We start from the raw sequence: 14,118 nt of genomic DNA, 5'->3' as shown, positions 1-14,118 counted from the left end.
AGTGCATGGTCCCAGGTTCCGTGATCCGGGGAAATGCCTACATGCCCAGAGATGCCTCCAGGGCCGCCCGCATGGCCTCACGCGGTGCGGGTTGTCCGGTGAACTGCTCGAACTGGCCATAGGCCTGGTGCGCCAGCATGACATGTCCACCCACGGCAGGGATGTTCCTGGACCGTGCCACGGTCACCAGCGGGGTCGGCCAGGGGTCGTAGATGACATCCAGCACCGGTGCCTGGGCCAGGTGCTTTTCCAGTCCCGCGACGGCGGCCGACGGGACGGTGGAGATGACCACCGCAGCGGTAGCGGCCTCGGCCTCCACATCCCCCTCCAGCGGGAGATAGGACAGGGTGGTCGGGAAGGCGTCGACAAGCCCGGTCAGCTCCGAGGTGCGGTCGCTGCGGTTGACCACGGTGATGTGTGCAACGCCCGCCTCGAGCAGCGCCCAGATGGCCGGCCGGGCGGTGCCGCCACCACCGACCACAACGGCACGCTTGTCGACGAGTCCCCCACCGCCCAGCAACTCGGCCAGCGCACCCCGGATACCGTCCACATCGGTGTTGTCGGCGCGCCACCCGGTGTCGGTGCGCACCAGCGTGTTGGCGGAACCGATGCGACGGGCCCGCTCGGTGGACTCATCGGCGAAGGCGAGGGCAGCGAACTTCGCCGGCATGGTCACCGAGAATCCGCGGTAGGACAGATCTGCACCACCCACCAGCCCGGGCAGGGCATCCGCATCACAGTCGAAGCGGTCATAGGCCCAGTGATCCAGCCCGAGGGCGGCATAACCGGCGTTGTGGAGCACCGGTGAGCGGGAATGCCCGATCGGTTGGCCGAGCACAGCCGCGCGGTGGGTGGTGGTGTCAGTCATGGTGGGTGTCGTCCTAGCGGTTACTGTTCAGGACACCGCTGTCGATGGCGCGCATGGTGTCCTCCTGATGCTGTTCGAAGGTGTCGTTGAACACGGTGGTGCCATCGGTGTCCACGGTGACGAAGTACAGCCAGTTGCCCTCGGCCGGGTTCTCCATGGCCTGGAGCGCCTCCATCGACACCGCGGCGATCGGGGTCTCGGGCAGTCCGTCCATGGCGTAGGTGTTCCACGGGGTGACCGTCTCACGATCCTGGTCGGTGGTGGCCACCTCGACCTCGGGGAGACCGTAGTTGACGGTGGAGTCGAACTGCAGACGCATCGGCTCCTCCAGGCGGTTGAGGATCACCCGGGCCACCTTGTCAAAGTCCCCTGCCGGTGCCTCACGCTCAATGAGGGAGGCTGCGGTCAGCAGTTCATAGGGGGTGAGGTTGATGCCCTGAGCCCGGGTGACAATATCGGTCTCCTCGAACTTCGCGGCCGACCGGGTGATCAGGTCGGTGAGGATGCCCTGTGCGTCGGCGGTCGGGTTGACCACGTACTGGCCGGGCATGATGAGCCCCTCCAGACGCTTCGGGTCAGCTCCACGGGACTCGGCCGTGCCCACGGCCCACTCCGGCACGCCGAGGGTGGCTGGGTCCACGGTGGCCGCCACGGTCTGCAGGTCCTCCACGGTGATGCAGTTGGTGGACCCCTCCGTGCACGTGACCTGGGCGATCTGGGAATAGATGCCCGGGCGGGTGTCCCCACCGACCACGGCGACATCCATGAGGGTGGCACCACCGTGGATGTCCACCAGATCCACCTGGTTGGAGGGATCGAGCAGTGCGGCCACCGCGGCGGCGGCATTCATCTCCTCCTGCAGGCGGTAGAAACCGGGCTGGATGCTTCCGGCGTCGGGGTTGCCGGCGGCGGCGGTCTGGAAGGCTGCGTTGGTGGCCACGATGCCCCGTTCCTCAAGTTCGGGGCCCAGTTCGGACATGGAGGACCCCTCCGGGATCTCCACGAGCTGGACCACACCGTTGCCGGTGCCCTCGAAGTCGGTTGCGGTAGTGTCACCACGCTCCGAGGTGGCCACACCGATGTAGATGACGGCTCCGATGATGAGGATCAGGGCGGCGATGGTCACCGCGAGGAACCGCTGGCGCCGTTTCACATACACGGGGTCCATCCGTCGGTTCCGGACTGAACCGCTGGTCTTGTTGCTCATCGTGGGAAGTTTCCCTTCTCATCGGTGTGGGGTGTCTCGGGAAGCGTGTTCAGGGCGGCTGCTCGCCCGTCGAGCCAGGTCTGCAGGATCTCCACCGCGGCGGCCTGATCGATAACTTTACGGCCATCGCGTTCGGTGACACCTGAGGCCCTCAGCGCCTGGGTGGCGACGACGGTGGTCAGGCGTTCATCGCCGAGGCGCACGGGGATCTCCCGCCCGGCGGCGGTGAGACGGCGACGGATCCTGAAGGCGATCTCCTTGGCCTGCTTGACGCTGGCGGAGCCGTTGCCCTGGAGGTCACGGGGCAGACCCACGACGACCTCGGCAGCATCGTATTCGGTGATGATGTCGATCAACCGGTCAATATCCCCCCGGTCCGGCCCCTTCATCCCGGTTTCACGGGGGACCGTCTCCACCGGCATGGCGAGACGGGCATCACGGTCGGAGGCTGCCACGCCGATACGGACGGTGCCGACATCCAGGCCTATTCGACGGCCCGGGCCGGGATCATCACGGCCGGGGGTATCTGGGGTGACCTTCATCGGGTGGGGTGACCTTTCTCATGAATCTGCATCAACATCCGCGCTGCACAGGTGTGCGCCATTGCACCATAATCTAGCGGCAGGGACCGGGTGTCCGGGTCTGAACACGGCAAACCGGGGCCCTCTGTGGAAAAGAGGACCCCGGTGGTGTCACCTTCCGGCCCCAGGAGGGTGCTAGAGGTTTTCCAGTTCGGCTCGGACCGCATTGAAGGCCGCATCCAGGCCATCGATGTCGCTACCGGAACCCTGCGCCATGTCCGGCTTACCGCCACCACGACCGTCGATGTAGGAGCCGATCAGCTTGATGAGGTTTCCGGAGTGGACACCACGGGCGACAGCCTGCTTGGTGGCACCCGCGACGAACGGAACCTTGGTGCCGTCCTCGGAACGGGAGGCGACGATCACCAGGCCCTCACCGTTGCTGAGCTTGTCCCGCAGCGTGGTGGCCAGGGTGCGCAGGTCACCGGCCTCCAGCCCGTCCTGGACCCGCACCATCACGGCACGGATGCCGTTGATCTCCTCGGCGCCGGTGATGAACTCCTCGGACTTGGCGGCCAGTTCCCTGCGGTGCAGGGTGGCGATCTCCTTCTCCGCGGCCTTGAGCTTGTCCAGCAGCTGGCTGATGCGCTCCGGGAGGTCCGCGGAGGGGGTCTTCAGCGTGCTGGACAGTGATTCCACCAGTGCACGCTCCCTGGACAGATAGTCGAAGGAGTTGAGTCCGGAGTAGGCCTCGATGCGGCGGACACCGGAACCGATGGAGGACTCACCCAGGAGGGCGACCGGTCCGATCTGGGAGGAGTGCGCGACATGGGTGCCACCACACAGCTCCATGGAGAAGGGACCACCGATCTCCACGACGCGGACCAGATCACCGTAGTTCTCGCCGAACAGCGCCATGGCACCCATCGCGCGGGCCTCCTCCAGGGAGGTCTCGATGGTGTTGACGGCCCAGTCGGTGTCCACGGCCTCATTGGTGATGGTCTGGATCTGGTTGATCTGTTCCGGGCTCAGCTGCTCGGTGTAGTTGAAGTCGAAGCGCAGGTAACCCGGCTTGTTCATGGAACCCGCCTGGACGGCGGTGGGGCCGAGCACCTGGCGCAGGGCGGCGTGGATCAGGTGGGTTGCGGTGTGCGCCTGGCGTGCGGCGTGACGCCACTGCTTGTCGACGGCGGCCACCACCTCATCACCGACCGCGAGCCCGCCATTGGCCACAACGGCCTTGTGGACCCACAGCTTCTTGCCGATCTTCTGGACATCCTGGATGTCCACGACGGTGTCGCCCATGAGGATCCGGCCGCGGTCACCGAGCTGTCCACCGGACTCTGCGTACAGCGGGGACTGGTCGAGGATGACCTCGACCTCCTGGCCCTCGGCGGCCTCGTTGATACGGGTGCCGTCGGACAGCAGACCGAGAACACGGGACTGTGATTCCAGTTCCTCGAAACCGGTGAACACGGTCGGGTTGTTGTCCACCCACTCACGGTAGATGGACAGGTCGGCGTGGCCGTGCTTCTTGGCCTGGCTGTCGGCCTTGGCGCGGGAACGCTGTTCGGCCATGAGCGACTCGAAGCCCTCGACGTCCACCTCCAGGCCCGCCTCGGAGGCCATCTCCAGGGTGAGGTCGATGGGGAAACCGTAGGTGTCGTGCAGGGCGAAGGCCTGCGCGCCGGCGACGGTGGCGCTGCCGGAGGACTTGATGGAGGCGGCGGCCTCCTCGAACAGGTGGGTGCCGGAGACCAGGGTCTTGAGGAAGGCGCGTTCCTCGGTGATGGCCACCCGCAGGATGCGCTCGCGGCTGTCGGCGATCTCCGGGTACGACAGGGTCATGGTGTCCATGATGGTGTTCATGAACTGCTCCATGGTCTCACCGGTGGCACCGAGCAGACGGGCGGACCGGATGATGCGGCGCAGCAGACGACGCAGGATGTACCCACGGCCCTCATTGCCCGGGGTGACACCATCGAGGATGAGCATCATGCCGGTGCGGGAGTGGTCGGCGATCACACGGAAGCGGATATCGGCGGTGTTGTCCTTACCGTAGGTGGCGCCGGTGAGGGTCTCGGCGACATCGATGACCGGGCGCAGTAGGTCGGTCTCGTAGACGTTTTCCACGCCCTGCAGGATGCAGGCGACACGCTCCACGCCCATGCCGGTGTCGATGTTCTTCTTCGGCAGCTCACCGACGATCTCGAAGCTGTCCTTGCCGGTGCCCTCACCACGCTCGAACTCCATGAACACCAGGTTCCAGATCTCCAGGTAACGGCCGTCATCGACCGCCGGGCCACCCTCGTTGCCGTATTTGGGGCCACGGTCATAGTAGATCTCGGAGCAGGGGCCACACGGGCCGGGCACACCCATGGACCAGTAGTTGTCGGCCATGCCCAGGCGCTGGATATGCTCGGCCGGCACGCCGATCTTCTTCTCCCAGATCTCGGCGGCCTCATCATCGTCGAGGTAGACGGTGACCCACAGGCGCTCGGGATCCAGACCATATCCGCCCTGCTCCACCGGGTTGGTCAGCAGCGTCCAGGCGTGGGTGATAGCACCCTCCTTGAAGTACTGACCGAAGGAGAAGTTGCCCGCCATCTGGAAGAAGGTGTTGTGGCGGGTGGTGATACCCACCTCCTCGATGTCGAGGGTGCGCACGCACTTCTGGATGGAGGTGGCGGTGCCGTTGGCAAACGGTGGGGTCTGCTGACCCAGGAAGTACGGCTTGAAGGGAACCATGCCCGCGTTGACGAAGAGCAGGTTCGGGTCATCCAGAATCAGCGACGCGCTGGGAACTGCCGTGTGACCGGCATTAACGAAGTGATTGGTGAAGCGTTCCCTGATCTCATGGGTCTGCACAGCGGTATCCTGCCTTAGTACTTCTCGGGTTGTTGTCGGAACCAACATTATGTTGGGCCCCGATGTTGCATCAGCTAACAATACCTGCCCACCGTGGGGTGCGGGCAACCCGGGTTCTCAGTGGCCCCGGATGATTCTGCGCAGGCGACCGAGGTACTCCGAGATCCGCTTCTCCCCGCCGTGATCGGTGGGTTGGTAGTAGACGCGGTCACGCAGGTTCTCCGGTAGATAGTCCTGACGCACCACTCCCCGCGGATCATCATGGGGATAGACATACCCCACGGCGTTGCCCATCTTCTTCGCCCCCTCATAATGGCCATCCCGCAGCTGCGCGGGAACAGTACCGATGTGCCCCCGTTTCACATCGGCGATCGCCGCATCCATGGCGGTGATCACCGCATTGGACTTCGGTGCGGTGGCCAGGTGGATGGTGGCCTGCGCCAGGGTGATGCGCGCCTCCGGCATGCCGATCAGCTGCACGGCCTGGGCTGCGGCGACGGCGGTCTGCAGTGCGCTCGGATCAGCCATTCCGATGTCTTCGCTGGCGTGGACCACCAGGCGCCGGGCGATGAAGCGGGGATCCTCCCCCGCCTCCATCATGCGGGCCAGGTAGTGCAGTGCGGCATCCACATCCGAACCACGGATGGACTTGATGAAGGCACTGACGATGTCATAGTGCTGATCACCGTCGCGGTCATAACGGACCACAGCACGGTTGACATTGTCGCGGACGGTGTCCAGGGTCAGTTCCCCACCGTCGGACACGGCCTCGGCGGCGGCCTCGATATAGGTCAGGCCGCGGCGGGCATCGCCGCCGGCGAGCAGAACCAACTGGTCGAGTGCCTCCGCGCTCGCCGTGATGCGACCGGCGAGGCCGCGCTCGTCGACAAGCGCCCTGTCCAGCACCGTGCGCACATCCTCATCGGTCAGCGGCTCCAGCTGGAGGAGCAGTGAACGGGAGAGCAGCGGGGCGACCACGGAGAAAGAGGGGTTCTCCGTCGTGGCGGCGACCAGGAGGACGGTGCGGTTCTCCACCGCTGCCAGCAGCGCGTCCTGCTGCGTCTTGGAGAAACGGTGGACCTCATCGATGAACAGGACCGTCCGGGCGCCGTGGATGAGGTCGGTGCGGGCGCGGTTGATCACCTCGCGGACCTCCTTGACCCCGGAGGACAGTGCGGACAGCGCTACAAAACGGTCCCCCGTCGCCGCCGAGATGAGCGAGGCGATGGTGGTCTTACCCGTTCCGGGCGGCCCGTAGAGGATGACCGATGCCTCCCCCGGGCCCTCGATCAGACGGCGTAACGGACGACCCGGGCCGAGCAGATGCTGCTGCCCCACCACCTCGTCGAGGGTGCGGGGCCGCATGCGGGCGGCCAGGGGCGCATGCCCACCCGGGTGGAAATACCGTGCGGCCTCCTGGGCGGCGCGTGAACCTGACGGCGTATCGAAGAGTGAATCCTGGTCCATGCGGACCAACCCTAGTCGGTTACTGTTCCACTCCGATCAGCGACTGCACGACATCACCTGCGAAACGGGCGACCTCCGGGTAGCGGGTGTCGGAACCTCGCGCGGCGAAACGCTGGAGCGCGGAGAAGGTCTCGTTGATGTCCTGGCGGACCAGTTCATCCTCCTCCGGAGTGCGGGGCACGGTGAAATCATCGATGTCCAGCTCCCCCAGTTCCTCGCGGGCCTCACGGTACGCATCCACCGCCGCGATGGAGCCCATCTGCATGAGCGCGACACTGGACAGCGCCCAACCGATGAGCGCGGTGACGATGCGAGCGTGGAGACGGTCCTCGTTGTTCACATTCGGCCAGATGCTGCGGACCTCCTGGACCCAGGCGTCGATGAGCTCATCGGCCTCATCATCGGTGAGGGGATGGCTGAACACGAACTGGGGGAAACCGGCGATCACACAGGCGACATCGAAGGTGGCGTCGCGGAACCCGGCGACCTCATAGTCGAGGAAGTGGGTGCGTTCAGCCACGATGATGTTGTCCGGGGACAGGTCGAACGGGGTGAAGGCGCGGTGACGGCCGGAGATGAGACGGCGCTGGGCATCGCGGGCGAATTCCTCCACCACCGGCGGCACGGGCACACCCGTGGATTTGAGGATCTGCAGCCCGACCTCCACCGCGGTGGGCAGCAGGGTGTCACGCTTCTTCTGCATCTCAGCGGTGGCGGGATAGCGGGCCAGCATGCGGGACATGAGGATCTCGAAGTCGGCCTCCCGGTCCGCGGTGGCGGCGTGCAGACCACCGAGGGACTGGCCGAGGTTGCGCAGGATCTGCATCCGCTGATCCCCCGTGCGGTGCTCCAGGAGATCCGCGAACGTATCCCCGTTGCCCGAATCGGACAGCACCATGATTCGCTTGTCGATGTCATAGGCCAGGATGACCGGTCCGGGACGGACCTCCTCGGTCAGCGAGGTGGTGAACTGGTAGGAGACAACCTCCCGCACCAGCGCGGAATCATCGAACAGATCCCCGGTAGCGGGAATGTACTTGAGCACCACCGACCGTTGCTGGAGGAACGGGGAGTTGGCGACACGCGCACGCAGCACCGTCGCGGTCCCTGAACCGCTGAGCTGCTCCACCTCACTGAGGCTCTGGGTTCCGCCGTACCTCTTGGCCAGCAGATCCTGTGCGACCTCAACGACCTCTTCGTTGCTCCGCATTAGCTTTAACTCCTTTTCTTCCCATACCGGGGCTGCGAGGGAGAACATCACCTCGGGGCTCCCGGGCATGTCGGGTATGTACAACTCCGGCCGGAACATGGGTGGTACCAGCCGGGGCGTGGACATAACCAGACCTGGATCAATGGTACAGATCACGATCGGGAACGTGGGTGATCTGCATAACCTTACCCCCGGTATCGGGCAATAAGACAGAAAATAGGGCCTAATCCATAAATCAGACCCTACTCATCGGTGGATATCACCGGTGGTTCCGGTGTACCCCTACTACTTCTCTTCCGGCTTCTCCTGTGCTGCCTGCGGGGCCTTCGGCTTCGCGTCGATGCCGGACTCCTTGCGCTGCAGCGGGGTGATCGGTGCAGGCGCATCGGTCAGCGGATCAACTCCGCCACCGGACTTCGGGAAGGCGATGACGTCGCGGATGGAGTCGAAGCCACCGAGCAGGGAGACAATGCGGTCCCAACCGAAGGCGATGCCGCCGTGAGGAGGTGCGCCGAAGGCGAAGGCATCCAGCAGGAAGCCGAACTTCTCGCGGGCCTCCTCCTCGGAGATGCCCATCACCTTGAACACGCGCTCCTGGATGTCACGCTGGTGGATACGGATGGATCCGCCACCGATCTCGTTGCCGTTGCAGACGATGTCATAGGCGTAGGCCAGTGCCTCACCTGGGTTCTCGTCGAAGGTGTCCAGGAACTCCGGCTTCGGGGAGGTGAAGGCGTGGTGCACCGCGGTCCACTTGGAGTTGCCCAGGGCCACATCGCCGGAGGCGGTGGCGTCGGCGGCGGATTCGAACATCGGGGCGTCGACGACCCAGACAAACGACCACTCGCCGTCCTTGATCAGGTCGAGCTTGCGCGCGATCTCATCACGGGCTGCACCCAGCAGGGCGCGGGAGCTCTTGGTGTCACCGGCTGCGAAGAAGATGCAGTCACCCGGTTCCGCACCGACGTGGGCGGCGATGCCCTCACGCTCGGCGTCGGTGATGTTCTTGGCCACCGGTCCACCCAGCTCGCCGTCCTCGCCGACGAGGATGTAGGCCAGGCCCTTCGCGCCGCGCTGCTTGGCCCATTCCTGCCAGGCGTCGAGCTGACGACGTGGCTGGGATGCGCCACCCTTCATCACAACAGCGCCGACGTACTCGTTCTTGAACACGCGGAAGCTGGTGTCCTTGAAGAAGTCGGTGCACTCGGTGATCTGGATGTCGAAGCGCAGGTCCGGTTTGTCGGAACCGTACAGGCGCATGGCCTCGGCGTAGGTGATGCGTGGGATCGGGGCGGAGATCTCATATCCGATCAGCTTCCAGACCTCGGCGAGGATCTCCTCGGCCAGGGCGATGACATCCTCCTGGTCCACAAACGACATCTCAACATCGAGCTGGGTGAACTCAGGCTGACGATCCGCGCGGAAATCCTCATCGCGGTAGCAGCGTGCGATCTGGTAGTACCGCTCCATGCCGGCGACCTGCAGCAGCTGCTTGAACAGCTGGGGTGACTGCGGCAGTGCGTAGAAGGTACCGGGCTTCAGGCGGGCCGGGACCAGGAAGTCACGCGCGCCCTCAGGGGTGGAACGGGTCAGGGTCGGGGTCTCGATCTCAGTGAAATCGTGGCCGTCCAGAACCGTGCGGGCGGCCTTGTTGGCTGCGGAACGCAGACGCAGGGCGTTGGCCTGCACCGGGCGACGCAGATCCAGGTAGCGGTACTTCAGGCGGGTTTCCTCGCCGACCTCACCCGCGGAGGATGCGTCCTCGATCTGGAACGGCAGCGGGGCGGACTCGTTGAGGACCGTGAAGTCGGTGACGCTGACCTCGACGTCACCGGAGGCCAGGTTCGGGTTCTCCGAACCCTCTGGACGCTTTTCGACGACGCCGGTGACCTGCAGGACGAACTCGCTGCGCAGTGCGTGGGCGCGTTCGGCAACGTCCTCATTGCGGAAAACGACCTGGGCGATACCGGAGCGGTCACGGAGATCAATGAAGATCACGCCACCATGGTCACGGCGACGGGCGACCCAGCCGGTCAGGGTAACTGACTGGCCAGCGTTTTCTTTACGAAGCTCGCCGGAGAGATGAGTGCGCAGCACGTGTAGGAGGTCCTTCCATTCGGAGATGTCTGCCGGTGGTTTCTGGGCATGTCCTGCGCCAATCACGGGAGGTGGAAAACCATTTCCCCGGGCACATCGGCACATGTCACCACCACGGGCACATGTAACACTGGCATTGTACCCGCCGGAGCGGACACCGCGGATCATCAACCCGCCCGGTGATCCCGCACCCCCCACGCGGGGAGGAAATATGGACCATTTCATCGTTTCCCACGTTCCCTACCCCGCCCGCCTGTGAGATGATGCTCACATGACTTTTCGTGGTGATATCTCCCGCTCAGGCGGAAAGGCCCGTAAGGGTGGCGGCGGTGGCCGTGGCATGGCCGTCGGCGGCGGTCTCGGAGGCCTCCTGTTGGTCGGCCTCTTCGTATTGTTGGGTGGCAATCCCGCGCAGATCCCCGACATGCTGGGACAGGGCGAGGGGCAGGGTCAGGGACAGGCCCAGCTCGACACCGGTGAGACCTTCGATCACTGTCAGACCGGTGAGGATGCCAATACCTACGACGATTGCCGGTTACTCTTCACGATGAACTCGACAACCGCGATGTGGAAAGAGGTGCTTCCCACCCAGGCTGGAATGGAGTACGAGGAGCCCGGTTTGGTGGACTTCGAGGGCAGCACCCAGTCAGGTTGTGGTTTCGCCTCTGCATCCACCGGTCCCTTTTACTGCCCGACGGACAAGGAGGCCTACTTTGATACCTCCTTCTTCGACCAGATGCGTCAGTTCGGCGGAGAAGATGCCCCGTTTGCTCAGATGTACATCGTGGCCCATGAGATTGGGCACCATGTGCAGAACCTGGAGGGTACCCTGGGACTGTCCAACTACAACGATCCCGGCGCTGACTCCAATGCCGTGATGGTCGAACTGCAGGCTGATTGTTACGCGGGCATCTGGGCCAGTTACGCGGACAAGGGCCCAGACCGCATGCTTGAGCCAATCACCGAGGAGCAGCTCGATGCCGCCCTGACCACCGCCGCGGCGGTGGGTGACGATAATATCCAGCGTCGCTCCGGCGGTGAGGTCAATCCGGAGAGCTGGACCCATGGGTCCTCAGAGCAGCGTCGACAGGCGTTCCTCGACGGGTACACCACCGGCCAAATGAGCTCGTGCGACTACCTGGACCGAGGTGTCTACCGCACCACCTAGCCTTCTCCCTCCAGGCCCAGTCTGGCCCGTTCGGCATCGATGATGCTGGCGGCCAGCTGGGCCTCTGTGATGTCCACGGCATCCGGGGTCTCCGCGGTTTCGGACAGGCGTGCATAGACATCGAAGATCTGGGTCTTGCCCGCAAGGATCTCGAGCATGCGTTCATCGGCGGTGTCATCGCCGATGAGGCGGTGGACGTTGACGGTGGCGGTCTGCCCCATGCGGTGGACGCGCGCGACGGCCTGCTGTTCGATGGTGGGTTTGACCTGGGGTTCACAGATGATGACCTGACTGGCGCTCTGGATGTTCAACCCCACACCTCCCGCGGTGATCTGCGAGATGAGGGCGGATCCGGCGGGGGCGTCGGTGAGGGCGTCGACAAGCTCCTGGCGTCTGGTGGCTGGCACGCTGCCGTCGATCCGGCCGGTGACACGCTCCCCCAGGACATGCTCGAGTTCGTCGAGGATGTCGAGGAAGAAGGTGAAGATCAGGGTTTTGCGGCCATGTTCCTCGGCTTCGTCGAGCAGCTCGATGATGCGCTTCATCTTGGCTGAGATGGCCGAGGTCTTCGGGGCGAGCATGGCCGAGCGGCGCATGCCCATCCAGTTCCCTGCACGGACCTGATCGTCATAGGCGACGCGGTCTGCGGGGGTGAGTTCGATCCAGTCGATGGAGTCGGTGCGTTCGGGGAGTTCATCGAGGACATCGGCCTGGTTCCTGCGGAGATAGGCCGGTGCGATCCGGGCGCGGAAATCCCCGGCGGACATGGTGGACATCCCGCGGGTGATCAGCTCAGGCTGGATGTAGCGGATGAGGGCAACGAACTCGGAGACCTTGTTCTCAAGCGGGGTGCCGGTCATGAGCAGGGCATAGTCCGCGGCGGTGATGAGCCGCGCGCAGGCCTGACTCCGTTTGCTGGTGGGGTTTTTGATCATGTGGGCCTCATCGGCGATGATCAGGCCCGGCGCGGGGATGTCCAGGCTCCTGGCGCCGGCGTAGGTGCAGATGAGAATGCCATTCGTGTCCGCCCAGGCGGTGACGGCCGCCTCCTTGTCCTGCCCGTGCGCGACAAAGATGGGCAGGTCGGTGAACCGTCGGCATTCGCGTACCCAGTTGACGATCACGGAGGCCGGGACCACCACGAGGGTGCGGAAGTTGTCCTCTGTGGCGGTCAGGTGCGCGGCCACGGAGATCGCCTGGATGGTTTTACCCAGGCCCATGTCATCGCCGAGCAGGACCTTCTTCTGCACCACGGTGAAGCGGGCCCCGAAGGACTGGTACCCACGCAGGTGCAGGTTGCGCAGGTGTGTGGTGTCCAGTTCCAGTTCGCGGATGCGTTGCAGGACGGTGGTGTCCAGGTGTTCATCCACGCCCTCGATCTCACGTCCCAGCAACGTGGCGAGCAGACCCTGGTAGTGGGCGGGGCGGGTCAGATAGTCGTCCCAGATATCGGCCGGGGGTGGTGTGATGTGCTGGGGATGGAAGAGGTTGGGGTTGGCGCTCACCCAGGCCAGGTCATCGGTGATGCGGTTCCAGGCCGTGTCTCCCTGGTCCGGTCCGGCGCCGACGACGATCCACCCGGTTGTGTCGGTTGCCGAGATGGCGGGGAGTTGCTGGATGTAGTCGATCACACGGTTGCGGCGTTCACGCTCCGCGGGTGAGAGCGCATCGGCCTGTTCGAACCGGGCGAGAATGCGGATGAGTGCGACGGCCGCCTGCGTCGGTGTGTCGCCGATGAGCACGGTGTTGCGCCCGAGGGCCTCCTGCTGGAGGGTCTGGGCGGCGGCCTTCATGTGCCGGGCGGTCTGGTGTCCGATGCCCTGGGCGGTGGCGAGGAGGGATTCAGATGCCCGGAGCACCTCGGCCACCGTGCTGACACCGATGGTGTCGAGGGAGCCGAACCGGAGACGGTGGTTGGTGGCGGTGCGCAGCGCATCCACGGGGAGTTGCTCCAGGAGGATCTCCACGCGCTGGCGGTTGATCTGCGACAGGGCACGTTCCGCCTCCGCCCGGAGCCGGACCTGCGAGTTCGGATCGGAGGCGTAAGTGTGGACCAGCCTGTGTACGGAAGTGAGGTGGTGGCCATCCCACTGGCGGAACCCCGGTGCGTACTCCCCCAGCTGGCGGGCGATCTCAGCGCGGGCGGCATCGATGTACCGCTGCCCCACCGGGTGCGCGCCGGGGAACAGGTGCACCCCGCCGCGTTGCGTGCTGGTTGCGGTGGTGGCGGCGTCGAGCAGCGGGGTGATCCCGGGCACCTGCCGGTCGAGGTCGGCCACCCTCGGGGTGAGATCCTCCAGGGCGGTTTCACCACGGCGGATGGATTCCGGGTTGAACAACCGACGCAGGAATCCACCCGTCCCGGCGCGCGCCGCCTCCATCAGTCCGGGGAGAACCGAGCTGGCGGTGATATAGCGACGCAGTTGCTCCTCGGCCCCCGTTCCCTCGAGGGCGACCCGGGTGTAGAAATTGGAGGACCAGTCCAGGTCAGCATCCCGGAGAAGAACGATCCTCGACTGGTCCGGTTCGCCGAAACCGATCTTCCGATGGATGTGGACACGTACGGGCAATTCCAGGGAGCGCAGCAGCTCCTGCGCCTGCTGCACACGGTTGAGGTGCTGCTGCGCGGCGGTGAGCTGAGTCTGGAGATGCGTCCGGTCCATGGTTGTTCATTGTGCCATCCGGGGTGGACACGGGAGCCACCCGCCGCAG

Annotated in this window: 9 protein-coding genes; 1 reads left to right on the top strand and 8 read right to left on the bottom strand. The window is 64.9% G+C overall.

Going from position 1 to position 14,118, the window contains the following annotated elements; genetic code table 11:
• Positions 1–37: 37 nt before the first annotated feature.
• From H9627_RS08340 to aspS, 7 genes are all read right to left on the bottom strand, one after another.
• Positions 38–868, bottom strand: a complete 831-nt coding sequence (locus H9627_RS08340) for a shikimate dehydrogenase (protein ID WP_191733551.1) — start codon at positions 866–868, stop codon at positions 38–40.
• A gap of 13 nt (positions 869–881) precedes the next feature.
• Positions 882–2,075, bottom strand: a complete 1,194-nt coding sequence (mltG, locus tag H9627_RS08335) for an endolytic transglycosylase MltG (protein WP_225213651.1) — start codon at positions 2,073–2,075, stop codon at positions 882–884.
• Positions 2,072–2,617 (bottom strand): Holliday junction resolvase RuvX, encoded by a 546-nt coding sequence (gene ruvX, locus H9627_RS08330; protein ID WP_191733550.1) that lies wholly within the window; start codon positions 2,615–2,617, stop codon positions 2,072–2,074. Before ruvX ends, mltG begins: the two co-directional genes overlap by 4 nt.
• 174 nt (positions 2,618–2,791) lie before the next feature.
• Complete coding sequence (gene alaS / locus H9627_RS08325; RefSeq protein ID WP_191733549.1) at positions 2,792–5,464, bottom strand: alanine--tRNA ligase; 2,673 nt, start codon at positions 5,462–5,464, stop codon at positions 2,792–2,794.
• 117 nt (positions 5,465–5,581) lie between these two features.
• A complete protein-coding gene (locus tag H9627_RS08320) occupies positions 5,582–6,931 on the bottom strand; it encodes a replication-associated recombination protein A (protein ID WP_191733548.1) in 1,350 nt (449 codons plus the stop codon).
• Positions 6,932–6,950: 19 nt separating this feature from the next.
• A complete protein-coding gene (locus tag H9627_RS08315; RefSeq protein ID WP_191733547.1) occupies positions 6,951–8,141 on the bottom strand; it encodes a phosphotransferase family protein in 1,191 nt (396 codons plus the stop codon).
• Between the two features lie 285 nt (positions 8,142–8,426).
• Positions 8,427–10,238, bottom strand: a complete 1,812-nt coding sequence (gene aspS, locus H9627_RS08310; protein ID WP_191733546.1) for an aspartate--tRNA ligase — start codon at positions 10,236–10,238, stop codon at positions 8,427–8,429.
• Positions 10,239–10,509: 271 nt separating this feature from the next.
• Between aspS and ypfJ the strand changes: the two genes are divergently transcribed.
• Positions 10,510–11,406 carry a KPN_02809 family neutral zinc metallopeptidase gene (ypfJ, locus tag H9627_RS08305; protein WP_191733545.1) on the top strand — a complete coding sequence of 299 codons (897 nt, stop codon included), beginning with the start codon at positions 10,510–10,512 and terminating at the stop codon, positions 11,404–11,406.
• On the opposite strand, the gene H9627_RS08300 is transcribed toward ypfJ, so the two are convergent.
• Positions 11,403–14,069, bottom strand: coding sequence for a DEAD/DEAH box helicase (locus H9627_RS08300; protein WP_191733544.1), 2,667 nt, complete (start codon positions 14,067–14,069; stop codon positions 11,403–11,405). The genes ypfJ and H9627_RS08300 overlap by 4 nt on opposite strands.
• Positions 14,070–14,118: the final 49 nt, after the last annotated feature.

The organism is Corynebacterium gallinarum (assembly GCF_014837045.1).
Lineage (GTDB): Bacteria > Actinomycetota > Actinomycetes > Mycobacteriales > Mycobacteriaceae > Corynebacterium > Corynebacterium gallinarum.
Note: the sequence above shows the minus strand (reverse complement) of the source record. Positions and strands in the feature narration are given on the sequence as shown.